Source organism: Chryseobacterium sp. FW101-FHT12H09, assembly GCF_058790395.1.
In genome coordinates this window covers 12,831-30,309 of record NZ_JBYTCP010000004.1, presented here as the reverse complement: position 1 = coordinate 30,309, position 17,479 = coordinate 12,831, and the positions used below count along the sequence as shown (strand labels likewise).

The following is a 17,479-nucleotide window of genomic DNA, read 5'->3' as shown; positions in this document are numbered from 1 at the left end:
ACATTTGTACTTATGAACATCCTAATCATAGAAGATGACCAAAGAGTAGCCCAACTTACGCAAAGAGGTTTGGAAGAACAGGGTTTTATGGTAACGTTGGCTTATGATGGGCTTTCAGGAAAAAAATTAGCATTACAAAATGATTATGCTCTGGTCATTACAGATATCGTTCTTCCAAAGATGGATGGTATTGATCTTTGCAGGGAAATACGTCAGATCAAACCGGATTTAGCGATCATTATGCTTACTGCTTTGGGAACAACAGACGACAAGGTGGAAGGTTTTGATGCTGGTGCAGATGATTATCTGGTAAAACCCTTTGAGATGAGGGAATTATTGGCACGCATCAGGGTTTTATTAAAAAGAAATAATAAATCATCCAAAAACCTGGGCTTTATTTTGCGATATGCTGATCTTGAAATGAATCTCCATACCAAAATGGTCAAAAGAAATACTAAAGATATTAATCTTACTCCCAAAGAATTCAAATTACTGGAGTATATGCTGCAAAATCCAGACAGGGTTTTATCTCGTGTAGAGATTGCTGAAAAGGTATGGGACACCCATTTTGATACCGGAACCAACTTCATAGACGTGTATATTAATTATTTACGAAAGAAAATTGATAAAGATTTTGATCAGAAGCTCATCCATACCAAATCTGGTATGGGATTTATCCTTAAATTAGAGTAATGCAAATCAAAACCCGGCTTACCATATTATTCACCATTATTACAGCAACTATTTTATTGATATTTGCATTTGTAATCTACTTCTCTGCAAGCAAAAGTCGTGAAACTGAGTTTTATGCACTTTTAAATAAAGAGGCCTTTACAAAAGCAAATTTGTTTCTCAAGGCAAAGGTAGATAAACGAACTTTGCAGGAGATCTATCATAACAACCGTAAAACATTAAATGAAGTAGAGGTAGCCATTTATAATACTGATCATCAACTTTTGTATCATGATGCAGTAGATATTGATTTCGTAAAAGAAACTCCAAAAATGCTTAATGAGATCAATTCTAAAGGCTCCATAAGCTTCTATCAGAATAGCTGGCAGGTAATTGGAGTGGTATATCAGCATCAGGGGCAAAAATACCTTGTTACCGCTGCTGCCTATGACCAATATGGATACAGTAAGGTTAATAATTTACTAAAAACAATCGTCATTGTATTTATATTCTCAATCATTATCATCTTTCTGGCTGGAAGAATATTTTCCAGAAAAGCATTTCAGCCTGTCAATGAAATGACAGAAAAAGCAAGAAACATTTCAGCGACCAATCTTGATCTGCGTTTAGAAACCACCGGAAATAAAGATGAACTGTCCCAACTTGCCAATACATTCAACGATATGCTGGATCGTTTGGAAAGTTCTTTTGATGCTCAGAAAAACTTTGTATCCAATATTTCCCACGAATTAAGAACACCACTTGCGGCGATTATTACCGAGCTGGAACTTTCTATTTATAAGGACCGAACTACTGCTGAATACAAAATGGTAATCAATAACGTATTGGATGATTCTAAAAGACTGGTTCGCTTATCCAATAGCTTATTAGATTTTGCCAAAGCAAGCTATGATCCTACCGAAATTTCATTCAAGTCTGTAAGGATCGATGAGATATTACTGGATGCCCGCCAACAGGTTCAAAATTATAACCATAATTATAAAATTGATCTTAATTTTAAAACTGATATTGATGATGAAAATCAAATTTCAGTTAATGGTAATGAATACCTCTTAAAAGTAGCATTTGTCAACCTTCTTGAAAACGGCTGTAAATTTTCTGATGATCATAAAAGTACGGTCTCCATTATATTCAGTGATGATAAGGTGATTCTGGCATTTTCTGACCTTGGAATAGGTATTTCAGAAAAAGACATGAACTTTATTTTCGCGCCATTTCACAGAGGGGAAAATAAAGAATTTGCAGATGGTAATGGGATAGGGCTTCCGCTTACCAAAAAGATTGTTGATCTTCATAAAGGTACGATCAATGTATCTTCACAAAAAAACACAGGAACTACTTTTACTGTGGAATTACCCCATTTATAATTTCTCTAATAAAATTCTAATTTTTTTCTACAGATTCTCTAACCGGGTCTAAGGCAGATAGTACAGACCTTTGTGCCAGCAAATAAAAGAAGAGGACTCATGGGAATACTGGAATTTACAATAAGACTTTTAAGCGGAATGTTATTAGGTTCCGCCATTGGTATCGAAAGACATTGGCGTCAAAAAAGTGCGGGTTTACGTACCAATACTTTAGTCTCCCTTGGCGCAACAGCCTTCATTCTTCTTTCTATAAAAATAGGTGGCGATGCTACCGGAAGAATTGCTTCATATATTGTGAGCGGTATAGGCTTCCTCGGTGCCGGAGTTATCATGAAAGACGGACTCAATGTACAGGGACTTAATACTGCTGCAACGATATGGTGTTCTGCTGCAGTAGGTGCCTTAAGCGGCATGGGTTTACAAATGGAAGCCGCAGTAGTTACCGTTACCGTTATGTTTACTCACATTATTCTCCGCCCGATAGGGATTCAGCTCAACAGATTAAGCTTCGTGAAATCCGGCAATGTACAAACCGATTATCTCTTTACCATAAAATGTACGGCAGAAGTAGAAAATCATATCCGGGTATTGCTAATGCAAATGCTGGGTAACGATGAAAAACTATTGCTTAAATCCTTATCGAGCGACGATACTGACAATAATGTCATCATCACCGCGGTCATCGTAACAGCAACACCCCAGGACAGTCTTATCGAACGAACGGCAAGCCGCCTTACTATTGAAGAAAAAGTACATAAGGTCAGTTGGGAGATTATAGGAACCCAATCGGAATTATAATCTCTTTTTACCCTTCAGGAAATACTGCCATCTCAGGCAATCTTATCAATATTCATTACAACAAACATCAGCTTCTATGAAGCAGGGTATTCTATTCCTTTAACTCATAAACAAAATGAGGAATCATGTTAAAGCTAAAAGAAAAAATTAAAAATCCATTTCATTCCGTGATTAATTCTGACGGAATGAATGTAGGAACTATTACCAAGCTGCAGAATGCATCCAGCCAGGATGATAAATTCGTATTCGCTATGCTGGAAACCAGTGAGGAAGGCATAACAAAAATAACGGCGGATGAACGTAAAGCCAGATTTGGGCATAATGAAATTCAGCACCAGAAAGCTCCAAAATGGTATATACAGCTGCTAAAAGCTTTTGCTAATCCATTTATTTATATCCTGATGGCTATTGCATCGGTATCATTTCTCATTGATGTATGGCTACCTTCTGCAGAAGAACGGGATTATAAAACAGTGATCGTTGTATCTATTATGATACTGATCAGTACTTTGCTGCGTTTCATCCAGGAATACAGAAGTAACAATGCTGCCGAAAAACTGAAAAGTATGGTCAAAACGACAGCTACTGTTCTTAGAAAATTTCAAGGTAAACAGGAAATACCGATCAGCGAGCTCGTTCCGGGGGATATCATTTATCTGTCTGCAGGAGATATGATTCCGGCTGACTGTAGAATTGTCGTAAGTAAAGATTTATTTGTGAGTGAAAGTATGCTTACTGGCGAAGCATTACCCGTAGAAAAAAACCATCTTCCTATCCGTAGTGCTGAAAATAAACAGGTTATCGAACTGAACAATCTCTGCTTTATGGGAACCAATGTTGTTAGTGGTTCTGCAACTGCTGTCATTGTGGTTACCGGAAGCTATACCTATTTTGGAAGTATCAGTAAATCCATCACTGGAGAGCGTCCTGAAACCAGCTTCGATAAAGGAATTAATAAAGTTAGTTTTCTATTGATCCGCTTTATGCTGGTTATGGTTCCTGTGATATTTTTAGTCAATGGACTTGCCAAAGGAAACTGGCTTGAGGCATTATTGTTTGCTATTGCTGTTGCTGTAGGATTAACTCCCGAAATGCTGCCTATGATCGTTACTGCTAATCTTGCCAAAGGTGCCGTAAACATGAGCAAGCGTAAAGTCATTGTAAAAAGATTGAATTCCATTCAGAATATTGGGGCAATGGATATCCTTTGCACTGATAAAACAGGAACCCTTACGCTAGATAAGATCGTTCTTGAAAAACACCTAAATGTACATGGAATAGAAGATGATGAAGTGTTGAAATGGGCTTATCTCAACAGCTATCATCAGACAGGACTGAAAAACCTTTTAGACAAAGCCGTTCTGGAACATGTTGAACTTCATGACTATCTTAAAGTAGAAGAACAATATTTTAAAATAGACGAGATCCCATTTGATTTTCAACGCCGCAGAATGTCTGTTATCCTGAAGATGAATAATGGGAATCATTTACTTATCTGTAAAGGAGCTGTCGAAGAAATGCTGGAATTATGCAGCAAAACTTTTGACCCTGGAGACAACAGAAATATCCATATTGAAAATGATAAAGCTGTTCCCATGGATGATGCGATGCGCAAGATCGTCTTGAAAACTTCAAAAAAAATGAATGAAGAAGGGCTACGTGTGATTTTGGTTGCCATCAGAGAATTTGACGCTTCACATCCGCTTACGTACACATTAGAAAGTGAAAAAGATCTTATCCTAACAGGTTTTATTGGTTTTCTGGATCCTGCTAAACCATCTGCTAAACCAGCAATTGAGGCTTTACAAAAATTAGGCGTTAGTGTAAAAGTACTCACCGGAGATAATGAGATTGTTACCCGCAAGATCTGTAAAGATGTAGGGATTCCGGTACATCATATTATTAACGGAAGAGATCTGGATGAAATATCAGATGAAATATTGGCAGAAAGAATGGATTCAGTTTCTGTATTTGCTAAACTAAATCCTTTGCAAAAAGTTAGGGTAGTACAGGTTTTACGCAGCCAGGGACATACTGTTGGTTTTATGGGAGATGGAATTAATGATGCAGCAGCCCTCAAAGAATCCGATGTAGGGATCAGTGTGGATACTGCTGTTGATGTAGCGAAAGAAAGTGCTGATATCATCCTTCTCGAAAAAGACCTTATGGTACTAAGAAAAGGAGTGATCTATGGGCGAAGAACCTTTGGAAATATCATTAAGTATATCAAAATGACAGCAAGCAGTAATTTCGGGAATATGTTCAGTATGTTGGGAGCCAGTGCATTTCTTCCATTTCTTCCAATGCTGCCGGTTCATTTACTGATCCAGAATTTATTATATGATATCTCACAGATTTCTATTCCCTGGGACCGAATGGATGAAGAGTTTTTAGAAACCCCTAAAAAGTGGGATGCAGGCGGAGTGGCTAAGTTTATGTTCTTCATCGGACCAATAAGTTCAATCTTCGATTTTGCAACATTTGCGGTTATGTATTATGTATTTAAAGCAAATACAGCTGAACATCAGACCTTATTCCAGACAGGATGGTTTGTTGAAGGGCTACTCTCACAAACCCTGATCATCCATATGATCCGGACGAGAAAAGTACCTTTCATACAAAGCTGGGCTACAGCACCTGTGGTTGCTTTAACCTCATTGATTATGATCGTAGGAATTCTTTTGCCATTTTCTCCTTTTGCCACCGCATTAAAAATGCAGCCTTTACCGCTGAGTTATTTCCCTTGGCTATTAGGGATACTCACTTGTTATTGTCTGCTTACTCAATGGATAAAAACATGGTTCATCAAGAAATTCAATGCCTGGCTATAATCACACAAAGAAGCTGTTTTGTTTAAAACGGTTTCATTTAAAAAATAAACAATTAAAAATATTAACGTAATGACGATCAAATCAAAACGATTGAGGAGCGGTATGCCAACAATGCTCATACTTACTACAGCCTCAGTGATCCTTTACTCCTGCAGTGGTAAAAAAGAACCGTCTGAAAATACGAATTCTTATATTACCAAAGGAGACACTATTGCTCTGCAAAAAAACTCTCCAATTACTTCTAAACTGAAATTATATACGGTAAAGGAAGAAGAATATAGTCCCAATCTTATCACGGTCGGAACAGTTAAGGCCATTCCCAATACCTATGCTGAAATAGCTTCCCCATTTGCGGGAAGGATCTTAAGATCCTACGTTAAACTGGGACAAAAGGTGATACCTGGATCACCTTTGTTTTCAATAAGTTCTATAGATTATTTTGCAGCACAAAAAGACTATCGTGACGCTCAGCAGGAATATCACCAATCGGAGCTTAATCTTAAACGTCAACAGGATCTTTTAAAACATGGAGTAGGCATACAACGAGAAACTGAAGAAGCTGCTACTGAATATCAGATAAAAAAAACAGCACTTTCCAACGCTTCTGCAGCATTAGGGATTTTTAAAAACACTGGTAAAATGTCTGCCAACACACCATTAGTTGTTGTATCACCAATTAAAGGAGAAGTCGTAACCAATAATATTGTGATAGGGCAGTATTTAAAAGAAGATGCACCTCCGATTGCGGTAGTTGCTAAATTATCCAAAGTCTGGATTGCGGGGCAGGTGAAAGAAAAAGACATCCGTTTTCTTCAGAATCTTACTGGAGTGGAAGTAAATATCAGTGCCTTACCTGATCAAAAAATTACAGGAAAAATATACCATATCAATGAAATTGTAAATGAAGAAACACGAAGCGTAGAGGTTTTGGTGGAATGTGATAATAACGAGCGTCTTTTAAAACCCGGAATGTTTGTGAATGTAAAATTTACCAATACTTCAGAAAAGAAAATCTTTGTCCCTGCTAAAGCTGTCCTTCAGTTCAATGACAAAAATTATGTTCTGGTACAGACATCAAAAAATGAGTATGTAAAAAAATATGTAGTAACAGGGATCACAGAAAATGATAAGATTCAGATTATAAATGGATTAAACTCTGGAGAAACCATTATCAGTGATGGAGCTTTTTACTTATTAGATGCTAAATAAAAGACTCAATGAAAAACATATTAAACAATATAATTGCTAAACGATGGCTAATTCTGGCATTGTTTGCACTACTCGCTCTTTTTGGATACTACTCATGGAAACAACTCTCTATAGAAGCTTATCCAGATATTGGAGATGTTACATCACAGGTCGTAACACAGGCTCCGGGCTTAGCAGCTGAAGAAATTGAACAACAGATTACTATTCCTATTGAGCAGGCTATCAATGGACTTCCCGGAATGCACGTGATGCGGAGTAAAAGTACTTTTGGATTATCCATGGTCACTATTGTATTTAACGATGGGGTAGATGACTACTGGGCAAGAACAAGAATTAAAGAAAGACTGGGTGATCTGGAACTTCCTTATGGAGTAGCTCCCGGACTAGATCCTTTAACATCGCCTACAGGAGAGATATACCGATATATTATTGAAAGTAAAACCCATGATCTCCGCGAGCTTACTGATCTGCAGAATTTTGTGATCATTCCTAAAATAAAGCAGGTTTCAGGAGTCGCTGATGTAACTAATTTTGGTGGAATTACCACTCAGTTTCAGGTAGAACTGGATCCTGTAAAATTGGAACAGTACAATATTTCCCTTAAAGAAGTCGCAGAGAAACTGGAAGCTAACAATGCTAATTCCGGCGGAAGTGTAATGAACAGGGGAGACCAGTCTTATGTTATTCGTGGTATAGGCTTGGTAAAGTCTTTAGAAGATATGGGCAGCGTAGTTGTAAAATCAGTCAATGGAACACCTGTTTATATGAATGATATTGGTAAAATAAAATACGGAAATCTTGAACGAAAAGGAGCACTAGGTTATTCTGATCAACGCGGTGTTAATTATTCTGATAACATTGAAGGTATTGTTTTATTACTGAAAGGTGAAAACCCATCCGTTGTATTGAAGGGAGTGAATGAAGCTGTTGATGATTTAAATAAAAACATTCTTCCAAAGGGTATCCAAATTCACGTTGTATTAGACCGTACAAATCTTGTTGAAAACACTTTACATACTGTTTCTAAAACTTTACTTGAAGGAATGGCATTGGTTATCATTGTATTGATTGTATTCCTGGGAAGCTGGCGTGGTGCATTACTTGTTGCCATTACAATACCATTATCTCTGCTCATTGCATTTATATTAATGCATTTTACCAATATTCCAGCTAATCTTTTATCGCTTGGAGCTATAGACTTCGGAATTATTGTAGATGGTGCTATTGTCATGCTGGAAACTATTTTAAAGAAAAGGGAAGATCATCCTGAGGACGAGCTGGAAGAGAAAACAATTACCCAGAAAGTAAAAGAGGTAGCCAAACCTATATTTTTCGCTACCATCATTATAATCACTGCTTATTTACCATTGTTTGCTTTTGAAAGAGTTGAAAAAAAGCTATTCACCCCAATGGCATTTACAGTAGGATATGCATTAATCGGAGCATTAGCTGTGGCATTATTTCTGATTCCTGGATTGGCTTTTGTGATCTATAGAAAGCCCCGTAAAATTTACCATAACCGCTGGTTAGAAAAGTTAGGAGCAGCCTATCATCGCAGGGTTCAGAAGATCATGAGCCATCCTAAAAGGATATTTATCCCTTTAACAGTTATCCTGTTAACTACAGGAGTATTAACTGCAATCGTTGGAAAGGACTTTTTACCTCCATTGGATGAAGGGTCAATCTGGTTACAGGTTTCATTACCACCAGGCATTACCGTTGAAAAATCGAGGGAAATGAGCGATACCCTTCGTGCACGAACCCTTAAACATAAAGAAGTAACCTATGTCATGGTACAGGCGGGTAGGAATGATGATGGAACGGATGCATGGACACCCTCACATTTTGAAGTCAGTGTAGGATTAAAACCTTATAGTGAATGGAAATGGGGTAGAAATAAAGCCGGCCTGATCAAAGAACTTGAAGCTGAATATGCAACAATGCCCGGCTATAATATTGCTTTCACCCAACCCATGATCGATGGTGTCATGGACAAAATCTCAGGAGCACACAGTGAACTGGTTGTTAAGGTGTATGGAAATGATTTCAAAGAAACAAGGCGGATCGCTGAAGAGGTGATGACGGCTTTGAAAAAGGTAAAAGGCGCAGTAGATCTTGCGATAGATCAGGAACCACCATTACCGCAGTTACAGATTAAAGTGGATCGTGAAAAGATTGCTCAGTATGGACTAAATGTCTCCGATGTATCAGATCTTATAGAAGTAGCCATCGGAGGAAAAGCAGTTTCAAAAGTCTATCAGGGAATTAAGGTATACGATATCATTGCACGTTACAATGAAACAAGCCGGAATACGCCTGAAAAAATTGGCAGCCTTATGCTAACAAGTGAGTCTGGAGCGAAAATCCCCCTTTCCCAGGTGGCAGATATACAAATGAATACCGGGGAAAGTATGATCGCCCGTGAGATGAATAAACGTCATCTGACAGTACGCCTCAACCTTCGTGGGACTGATCTGACTTCCTTTTTATCTAAAGCTGAAAATGCCATTGAAAAAAATGTACAGTATGATCATGAAAAATACAACATTAAGTGGGGTGGACAGTTTGAAAATCAGAATCGTGCCTACGGTAGGCTTTCGGTGATTGTTCCTTTGGCACTTTCTATCATGTTCATATTGCTTTATGGAGCCTTTCAATCATTTCGTCAGGCGGGACTTTTAATAAGTATTGTTCCGTTAGCCCTTTTTGGAGGAATGCTGGCCCTTAATCTCCGCGGAATGACCCTGAATATTTCATCTGCAGTAGGTTTTATCGCATTATTTGGGGTCGCTATCCAAAATGGGGTGATCATGATTTCACATATTAACGATTTGAGAAAAAAAGGGTATGATCTCAGAAGAGCTGTTATTGAAGGAGCTTCACACCGCTTCCGTCCTGTTTTAATGACGGCTACTGTTGCCATACTTGGATTATTTCCAGCCTCACTGGCAACAGGTATCGGATCTGATGTACAAAGACCTTTAGCTACGGTCATCGTTTACGGTCTCTTATTTTCTACCATCATTACCTTATTTGCACTTCCAGCTCTTTATTATCTGATAGAGAACAAATGGGGGAAAAATTTTAACGCTCCAAAAGAAAATTAAAATGATTATCAAAAACAAACATTTAAAGCTCTTTTTGAGCAGTATCATCCTCGGTATCTCCAGTATTATCAATGCTCAGAAAGTAGATACTACATTTGCTAAGGAGCCGATTGATTATCCTACCTACATCAATCTTGTAGGAAAGAACAACCTGGCTTATTCAGCAGAGAAATTTAATATTAACATCGCTGATGCAGCCATACAAACAGCCAGAATATTTCCGGATCCCCAACTTGGATTTGGCTGGTTTGATAACGGACAGCGAAGAATGAAAATGGGTTATGGTTTTAATTCTGAAGTAAGCTGGACCCTAGAGATGGGTGGGAAGAGAAAAGCACGAATAGAAGTTGCCCGTAATCAGGCACAGCTTAGCCGTCTTCTCTTGGATGATTATTTCCGTAACCTTCGTGCTGATGCAACATTAGCTTATTTATCAGCTCTTCAAAGTCGAATTGTACTGGATGTGGAAGCTAATTCTTATGTGCAGATGAAGAAACTCGCAGAATCTGACAGTATCAGATTTAAATTAGGGGTTATCACTCAGGTAGATGCCCGGCAATCTAAACTGGAAGCGGGTACGATGTTAAATGATGTTTTTTCAGCAGAAGCAGAATGGAAAACTTCATTAGCAAATCTTTCGCTCTTGTCGGGGAAAACAAAAAACGATTCATTATGGTACCCTCAAGGTGACTTTTCCGGTTTTGGGCGTCAGTTTTCTTTACAGGATCTGATTATTGAAGCACAGAACAGCAGAGCCGACTTAAAAGCAGCATTACAAAGTAAAAATGTCTCCCAGAGTGTATTGAAGCAAGCTAAAGCAGATAGGGCAATGGATCTTGGATTATCGTTCGGTGTCAACAATGCTTCTTATGTAAGAAATACGATTGCTCCTACTCCTGCAATGACCACAGTGAATGCAGGAATAAGTATTCCTCTTAAATTCTCCAACAACCGATCAGGAGATTTGCGTGCCGCACAATATGGCACCTTACAGGCTGATGCTGTTTACAAACAAACAGAGCTTCAGATCCAAATCGAAGTTACCCAGGCTTATTATACCTATATCGCTGCTCAAAAAAAGGTAAATCAGTTTAAATCAGGTTTATTAACCGAAGCTCAGGCAATCCTTGATGGAAAAATGTACAGTTATAAGAGAGGACAGTCTTCTTTACTGGAAGTACTGAATGCTCAGCGTACCTATAACGATGTTCAACATGATTACTATGGAACTCTTCACGATTATGCTGTTGCTTTGGTAGAACTGGAAAGGGCTGCCGGAATATGGGATATTAATCTGTAATAAAAAAACAATGAAAAAAATATTAATTATACTTATTATCATATTGGGGCAACAGTTTTCGTATGCCCAAACCATATTTGAAAATAATAGTTCTTCAGAAATTGATACTTTTGAGCTGAATACAAATCGTATAAGCTGGGGAGTGAAAGCCGGACTTAATTACTATAATTTCTATGGTAAAGAAAGAGACTTTATTTTTGCAGATTCAGATACGAAATTCAAACCGGGTATTTATGTGGGAATCTTCGTTAATACAAAGATCAACAGAAATATTGGGCTTACTCATGAACTGATTTTTAATCAAAGAAGAGTAGGTGTCATTTATAAAGACACTGATGATCATCTCTATAAATCGGCCATTAATAGCTCTTATATTGATATTGTTCCTGCCAATATCAATTATCAACTCTCAAAGTTCCGGCTCTATGCTGGACCTTATGTAAGTGTTTTAGTAGCTGCCAACACAAAACGGAAAGACCAAAATGGGGATCTTTTCCGGGATAAGAGTATTTTTGGAGATGCTGCTAATGATGAAAGTAAAAGCTATTATCTTCAAAAGTTTGATTTCGGAATAAACCTTGGTGTAGATTATCAACTAAAAGACAGATGGTCTGTTGGGTTCAGATATAATCACGGTTTTACAGATCTCTTTCAGAATGCCAACAGTTCTGCCAATGGAAATTCTAAAAAAGATAAGATTAAAATATATAACCAGGGGTTTATGCTTTCATTGGCCTATGACCTGGCATCACATCATTCTTCAGCTGAATAATGTATACAAATAGATTCAAAAGCCTGAAGGTATTTTAAGAACTGGGTTAAAATCTCTTTCTATTTAGCATTTTATTCTCTCGCAGATTGAGCAGATGACATAGATTTTTTTATTAGAGTTTACGAAGGGGTTTAAATACCAACTTTGTCATTGTCTTCCTCAAACTTTCAGTTTTCGCACGAATTCTAACTAAATCCATATTCATTCGTAGACTCGTATATGTTCCGTATTATCAATAGAGCCTGGCTTTAGCCAGGCTTATTTAATCTAACATGCATTGGCTTTAGCCAAAACCTATAGTATTTTGTAAGTTTTGGCTAAAGCCATTGAATATGTAAAAGAGTAAACGGGCTAAAGCCCGTTTCTATTGATCTTTTTTCTCTCACCGATCAAAGAGATCTGTTCAATCTGTGTCATCAGCGAGAAAGAAAATAAACATCCATTTTGTCATTGACTTCCTCGAACTTTCAATTTCTTTGAGAATATAAACCAAACCATATTCTTTTAAAAATCACTTTTCACATATAATGGGTACTCCTGTTTTGCTTCTTTAGATTTTTCTAAGTCAATTTCATGGGTTATAAATTTATCCTCAGCAGAAGATCTCCCTAATAGATTTCCGTTCATCGGTTCTGCGATCCAACCTGTACCTCCCCATTCAAAGTTATTCTCACCCAATCCTGATCTGTTGGAACTTAAACAATATGCTCCCGAAATAATAGCGACAATTTTCCCACAGTTAATCCACTGTTCTACAGAAGTTTTTCCTGTTGCTCTCGGACAGAACAGAATATCAATTCCCTGTTTTCCATAATGACGGGCTTTTTCTGTAAACCAAAGTTCAGTACATAAGAGAATCCCTATTTTAAAATTTCCGAGATCAAATGCTTCAAAAGTAGCGGGCTCTTCTCTGTCAAACCATGTTTCCTCCCAAAAATGAGTTTCTTCAGGAAAATAAGCTTTTGTATGAAGTCTGTGGTGTCCTTTCCCTTTTTCGAATACATAAGCGGTGTTCAGATATCTATCTTCCACAATTTCCGGTATAGAATACACTACGTATTGAACTCCAAGAGTTTCTATTTCTTTCAACCATAACTGATGTTCCTTTACACTTTCCTGTTTTAATTCATCCGATGTAACATTGCTAGCTGACAACCATTTATAAAAAGGCATTTCAGGTAATAGTAGAAGGTCAGAGAATGTAGTTTCAAGATAAAGCTTTAGATCTTTCCAGTCATTTTGAAATTGTTGCTTATTATCGCTAAGCTCGCAAACGGTAACTTTCATATTTAAATGTATTAGAGTAAAAGGGATCCGATATAATTTTTAATTCTGCCAAATTAGAAATTGGCTAAAAATGATATGGTTTCGTAGTACCACAAATTTAATTCTTTAAATTTCTGAAAACAAGTTTCTATAAAATGAATTTATAAAAACAATCAAGATTTATTCATCGCGTGCAATACCATAGGATTGAGGTTTAACCAAAATTTAGATTTTTTTTTGGTTTCGGTTAAAGCCATTAGAATGCATAAAAAAGTAAACGGGCTAAAGCCCGTTTCTATTGATCTTTTTTCTATCACCGATCAAAGAGATCTGTGTCATCTGCGAGAAAGAAAATAAATATCCAATTTAAATCATGAGAATATTTTTGACGTTTCCTCAATCAGGCTCTCCATTAAAACCGATGCATTTTTATACTTTAAAATAGGAGCAATCTGACCTCCCCAGAAAAATACCATTTCATTCTTTCCTTGTTCCAAGGCAGCTTTTCGCAATGGTGACATGAAAGTAGTCTGCAATGGAAAAGGTAAGTGGGCGATTGACTTTTCAGAAAGATCTTTTAGTATTTCAGTAGTAATTCCTCTACCAAGTCGTCCCGTGTAAGCTCTTGAAAGCCTTGTATTTTTAGAGGCTTCAGAAAAAAGAGCTTCTCTATGGTCAGGTAGCGCGCCAGATTCTTCACATGCCAGAAAAGCTGTTCCGATCTGTACTGCTTCAGCACCTAACGTTAATGCAGCAGCAATACCTTTTCCGTCTGCTATTCCTCCTGCAGCAACCACAGGAATTTTCACTTTATCTTTAATAAGCTGAATCAGAACAAAAGTTCCTGTCGTGGAAAATTCAGCTTTATCGAGAAAAGAAGGTCTGTGGCCTCCGCTTTCAAATCCTGAAGCAACAATGAAATCCACTCCAATATTCTCCAGAGCTATCGCTTCATCTAATGTTGTAGCATTCCCCGCGAGTAAAATTCCCCTTTTATGACATTCTTCTACAATATCCGGATCCAGTAAACCAAACATAAAACTGAAAACTTTGGGCTTGATATCCAGAACTGCCTGCAGCTGATTCTGGAACCTGGATTCAAAAGAGGGTGGAAGAGTAGGAATCTCTATTCCTAAACGATCAAAATAAGGTCTAAACGTCTCTACCGTTTCTTTATATTTTCTTTCAGTATCCTCGTGATCTCTATAATCCCTATCAGAGACCCAGAGATTAAGATTATAGGGATTTTTTGTTTGTGATCTGATCTGTTGATCTTTCTCATAGATCTCCTGTGGACTAAGAGTATATGCACCAAATCCTCCCAATCCACCCATATTACTAACCGTAGAGGTCAATTCAACAGTAGATAAGCCACCACCAAAAGGCCCTTGCCATATTGGGTATTCAATGCTCAACAAATCTGTTATTCTTTTTTTATTCCACATAAATAAATACGTTTGATTTGGTTTAAATAACTATTCTACATCCGTAAGGGTTTTATTGACGATCAGCCATTTACCATTGATTTTATGAAAAGTAATAAAATTATAGTAATTATAATTGTACATCTTTACATTTAATTTTACCGCAGCAATAGAGTTGATCACATCAATAGAAATAATTTCCGGTTTAAACTGTGCCCCTGCTTTTTCAGGACTTACCCTGTTACCCACACCTTCTATGTATTGTGCTGCTGTTTTATGATAAGCAACACCTTTTACATCTCCAAAAAGAAGCGCATCCTTAAAAAATACTTCTTTCAAAAGTTTTGTATTGCCCTCAAAAATACCTTTAAAATAATATTGCTCAAGAGCCGTTCTTATAGCGGTTTCTTCTGTAATATTTTTCATAGTTTTGGTTTTTTGAGCATGGCTGTTTATTGGGAAACTAAACAGCCATGCCATTAATAATACAATTTTCATTACAGATAATGACCGGCTCCCATACCGCCATCCACATTAATAATAGCTCCAGTTATCAGCTTATTACAAGTAATACTATACACCATATGTGCTACCTCTTCCGGTTCACCAATACGGTTCAATAAATGAAGTCCCGCAGCTTTATCAATATTTTCATCATGCATTGGTGTCCTGATCAGTCCTGCAGCAACAGTATTCACTCTGATATTATCCTTTCCAAATTCAGCAGCAAGCTGATGAGTTAAAGCATGGATCGCCCCTTTGCTGGATATTGGAGCTGTAGAAGGTGATCCTGCCATAGCATGATAGACCAATGGTGATCCAATATTAATGATTACCCCATCTTTCTGCTTTTGCATCTGCGGAATAACCGATTGCGTGGTAAAGAAAGTTCCTTTAAGGTTTGTTCTTAAAAACTTATCCAAATGTTCTTCTGTTACTTCTAAAAATGGTTTATTTTCGTAAATTCCTGCATTATTAACCAGCACATCCACAGAGCCAAATCGCTCAAGAGCGGTTTTTACCAATAAATCACCAATAGATTTGTCAGCAACATCACCAGCAACCATGGCAAGCTTATCCCCACTTCCCAATTCATTGAAAACCTGTTCTAATTTAGAAAGTGTTTTTGAATTGATTACAACGTTATCTCCCTTTTCCAGAAAATATCTTGCTACTTCCAATCCTATTCCTGATGAAGCTCCTGTTACAATAACGGTTTGTTTTTTCATTTCTTTACTTTTTTTCCGTTGAAAATCCTTGTTCTTTTAATACAGAAACCTGTTCTCCTGCATATCCCCAGTTATCATCTTCTTTTTCATCAATCACTACATGGGTAAGGTGTGGATCTTTATTCAATACTGATGTTACCAATTCTGTTACTCCTTTTATCAAAAGTTGTTTTTGTTCTCTGGTAACTCCGTCACGTAAAACTTCTATTTTTATGTAAGGCATGATTTTAAATTTTAGATGTTAAAAATTATTTTCAGCTGCTTCTGCAACCAAATTAATATTAAGGTCGAAATTGTTGTATATCAGGGTATCCCCAAGATCGGTAAAGAAATTCCCTGATCTGAATTTCATATTATACTTGGTTCTATCAAGAACAATTTTGCTTTGAACAGTAGCTGTGTTTTCCTGAGTCGCAATTTTCAAAACTGCATCAACAGGGTGGGTGATTCCTTTAATCGTAAGGTCACCGGTTACATAATACAGATGATCGTCTCCTGGTTCTGCATGCTTAATCTGAAATATTGATTCAGGATACTGATCAGAATTAAAGAAATCATCGGAAGCTAAATGCCCTGCAAATTGTGCATTGGTTTCAGCATCTTCAATATCAAGAATTTTTATGGAACGGGTGTCAATAATAAATGTTCCAGAGGAGAGTTGGTTGTCCTTAAAAGAGAATGTCCCTTCTTTGATTCCAATAGTTCCGTTATGTGCTCCGGTTATTTTTCTTCCGGTCCATTCTACAATGCTTTTTTCATTGTTTACTTTAAAATTTTGTGTATTCATTTTTTCTATGTTTAAATGTTGACACAAAGTTCCGTTGAGACCATCAAAAAGTTACGTGACCTGGGTCACTATTTATACAACTGAAGAATTATATTTAAAAGAGATTAAGCGTGATATAATCTGCTGAGCGTTTCTCTGGAAACTCCAAGGTAAGCAGCAATCAGATGTTTAGGAACCAGATTATACAGTTGCGGATACATTGATAAAAGCTCTTCATACCTGAATTTTACATCATTATTCATCAGAGAAAGAAGTCGCTTCTGTACAGCAACATAACCTTTATTTGTTCTCCACCTGAAAAAATGCTCTATCTCATGAATCTCACCACATATTTTCTCCCTGTTTGCATTGGATATAGCCAATACCGTTGCATTGGTAATGCAATCAATATTTACCGTTGCCTTCTGATGACTATAGAGTGCATTATAGTCCGAAACCCACCAATTAGGCATGGCAAACTGAAGGATAAACATTTTCATACTATCATTTACATAAAAAGCTTTCAGACAGCCATCCAGTACAAAATATTCCTGATCTATGACAGTACCTTCAGATAATAACATTTGACCTTTTTTTAAAGTGATCATAGTAAAATGGGAAAACACATATTCCAATTGCTCTTCGTTCAGAGAGACAAATTGTGATAAATGCTGCTGTAATATCTCTTTAGGATCGGTCATTATGTTCTGTTATACT

Annotated in this window: 15 protein-coding genes; 8 read left to right on the top strand and 7 right to left on the bottom strand. The window is 37.1% G+C overall.

What is annotated here, in order from left to right; all coding sequences use genetic code 11:
- Positions 1 to 12 precede the first annotated feature (12 nt).
- The 8 genes from AC3WRL_RS15730 to AC3WRL_RS15695 all read left to right on the top strand — a co-directional run bounded on the left by AC3WRL_RS15730 (position 13) and on the right by AC3WRL_RS15695 (position 12,077).
- Complete coding sequence (locus AC3WRL_RS15730) at positions 13 to 693, top strand: response regulator transcription factor (protein WP_214824931.1); 681 nt, start codon at positions 13 to 15, stop codon at positions 691 to 693.
- Complete coding sequence (locus tag AC3WRL_RS15725; RefSeq protein ID WP_492330706.1) at positions 693 to 2,060, top strand: HAMP domain-containing sensor histidine kinase; 1,368 nt, start codon at positions 693 to 695, stop codon at positions 2,058 to 2,060. The genes AC3WRL_RS15730 and AC3WRL_RS15725 overlap by 1 nt, the downstream gene beginning before the upstream one ends.
- Positions 2,061 to 2,159: 99 nt before the next feature.
- The gene (locus tag AC3WRL_RS15720) at positions 2,160 to 2,858 is read left to right on the top strand and encodes an MgtC/SapB family protein (protein ID WP_214824927.1); all 699 of its coding nucleotides are present in this window, start codon (positions 2,160 to 2,162) and stop codon (positions 2,856 to 2,858) included.
- A gap of 125 nt (positions 2,859 to 2,983) precedes the next feature.
- Positions 2,984 to 5,689: a magnesium-translocating P-type ATPase gene (gene mgtA / locus AC3WRL_RS15715; protein WP_492330705.1), complete on the top strand. Its 2,706-nt coding sequence runs from the start codon at positions 2,984 to 2,986 to the stop codon at positions 5,687 to 5,689.
- 69 nt (positions 5,690 to 5,758) lie between these two features.
- On the top strand, positions 5,759 to 6,898 hold the full coding sequence (locus AC3WRL_RS15710) for an efflux RND transporter periplasmic adaptor subunit (RefSeq protein WP_251040446.1): 1,140 nt from the start codon (positions 5,759 to 5,761) through the stop codon (positions 6,896 to 6,898).
- 8 nt (positions 6,899 to 6,906) lie between these two features.
- Positions 6,907 to 10,005, top strand: a complete 3,099-nt coding sequence (locus tag AC3WRL_RS15705) for an efflux RND transporter permease subunit (protein ID WP_492330704.1) — start codon at positions 6,907 to 6,909, stop codon at positions 10,003 to 10,005.
- A gap of 1 nt (position 10,006) precedes the next feature.
- Positions 10,007 to 11,305, top strand: coding sequence for a TolC family protein (locus AC3WRL_RS15700; protein WP_492330703.1), 1,299 nt, complete (start codon positions 10,007 to 10,009; stop codon positions 11,303 to 11,305).
- A gap of 10 nt (positions 11,306 to 11,315) precedes the next feature.
- Entirely contained in the window at positions 11,316 to 12,077 is a 762-nt protein-coding gene (locus tag AC3WRL_RS15695; protein WP_492330702.1) for a porin family protein, read from the top strand.
- A gap of 504 nt (positions 12,078 to 12,581) precedes the next feature.
- Here AC3WRL_RS15695 and AC3WRL_RS15690 read toward each other — a convergent pair.
- From AC3WRL_RS15690 to AC3WRL_RS15660, 7 genes are all read right to left on the bottom strand, one after another.
- Entirely contained in the window at positions 12,582 to 13,364 is a 783-nt protein-coding gene (locus tag AC3WRL_RS15690) for a carbon-nitrogen hydrolase family protein (RefSeq protein WP_261512218.1), read from the bottom strand.
- 350 nt (positions 13,365 to 13,714) lie between these two features.
- Complete coding sequence (locus AC3WRL_RS15685) at positions 13,715 to 14,788, bottom strand: NAD(P)H-dependent flavin oxidoreductase (protein WP_492330701.1); 1,074 nt, start codon at positions 14,786 to 14,788, stop codon at positions 13,715 to 13,717.
- 30 nt (positions 14,789 to 14,818) lie between these two features.
- Complete coding sequence (locus AC3WRL_RS15680) at positions 14,819 to 15,193, bottom strand: nuclear transport factor 2 family protein (protein WP_492330700.1); 375 nt, start codon at positions 15,191 to 15,193, stop codon at positions 14,819 to 14,821.
- 71 nt (positions 15,194 to 15,264) lie between these two features.
- Positions 15,265 to 15,996 carry an SDR family NAD(P)-dependent oxidoreductase gene (locus AC3WRL_RS15675; protein ID WP_492330699.1) on the bottom strand — a complete coding sequence of 244 codons (732 nt, stop codon included), beginning with the start codon at positions 15,994 to 15,996 and terminating at the stop codon, positions 15,265 to 15,267.
- Positions 15,997 to 16,000: 4 nt separating this feature from the next.
- A complete protein-coding gene (locus AC3WRL_RS15670; protein ID WP_200246236.1) occupies positions 16,001 to 16,219 on the bottom strand; it encodes a tautomerase family protein in 219 nt (72 codons plus the stop codon).
- Positions 16,220 to 16,237: 18 nt separating this feature from the next.
- Positions 16,238 to 16,783, bottom strand: coding sequence for a YceI family protein (locus AC3WRL_RS15665; protein WP_214824904.1), 546 nt, complete (start codon positions 16,781 to 16,783; stop codon positions 16,238 to 16,240).
- A gap of 104 nt (positions 16,784 to 16,887) precedes the next feature.
- Positions 16,888 to 17,463, bottom strand: a complete 576-nt coding sequence (locus AC3WRL_RS15660; protein WP_261512224.1) for a Crp/Fnr family transcriptional regulator — start codon at positions 17,461 to 17,463, stop codon at positions 16,888 to 16,890.
- Between the last annotated feature and the right edge of the window lie 16 nt (positions 17,464 to 17,479).

Bases quoted from the DNA above. Each gene is read 5' to 3' on its own strand.
- AC3WRL_RS15730 (WP_214824931.1), top strand. From the start codon at position 13: ATGAACATCCTAATCATAGAAGATGACCAAAGAGTAGCCCAACTTACG.
- AC3WRL_RS15725 (WP_492330706.1), top strand. From the start codon at position 693: ATGCAAATCAAAACCCGGCTTACCATATTATTCACCATTATTACAGCA.
- AC3WRL_RS15720 (WP_214824927.1), top strand. From the start codon at position 2,160: ATGGGAATACTGGAATTTACAATAAGACTTTTAAGCGGAATGTTATTA.
- mgtA (WP_492330705.1), top strand. From the start codon at position 2,984: ATGTTAAAGCTAAAAGAAAAAATTAAAAATCCATTTCATTCCGTGATT.
- AC3WRL_RS15710 (WP_251040446.1), top strand. From the start codon at position 5,759: ATGACGATCAAATCAAAACGATTGAGGAGCGGTATGCCAACAATGCTC.
- AC3WRL_RS15705 (WP_492330704.1), top strand. From the start codon at position 6,907: ATGAAAAACATATTAAACAATATAATTGCTAAACGATGGCTAATTCTG.
- AC3WRL_RS15700 (WP_492330703.1), top strand. From the start codon at position 10,007: ATGATTATCAAAAACAAACATTTAAAGCTCTTTTTGAGCAGTATCATC.
- AC3WRL_RS15695 (WP_492330702.1), top strand. From the start codon at position 11,316: ATGAAAAAAATATTAATTATACTTATTATCATATTGGGGCAACAGTTT.
- AC3WRL_RS15690 (WP_261512218.1), bottom strand. From the start codon at position 13,364: ATGAAAGTTACCGTTTGCGAGCTTAGCGATAATAAGCAACAATTTCAA.
- AC3WRL_RS15685 (WP_492330701.1), bottom strand. From the start codon at position 14,788: ATGTGGAATAAAAAAAGAATAACAGATTTGTTGAGCATTGAATACCCA.
- AC3WRL_RS15680 (WP_492330700.1), bottom strand. From the start codon at position 15,193: ATGAAAAATATTACAGAAGAAACCGCTATAAGAACGGCTCTTGAGCAA.
- AC3WRL_RS15675 (WP_492330699.1), bottom strand. From the start codon at position 15,996: ATGAAAAAACAAACCGTTATTGTAACAGGAGCTTCATCAGGAATAGGA.
- AC3WRL_RS15670 (WP_200246236.1), bottom strand. From the start codon at position 16,219: ATGCCTTACATAAAAATAGAAGTTTTACGTGACGGAGTTACCAGAGAA.
- AC3WRL_RS15665 (WP_214824904.1), bottom strand. From the start codon at position 16,783: ATGAATACACAAAATTTTAAAGTAAACAATGAAAAAAGCATTGTAGAA.
- AC3WRL_RS15660 (WP_261512224.1), bottom strand. From the start codon at position 17,463: ATGACCGATCCTAAAGAGATATTACAGCAGCATTTATCACAATTTGTC.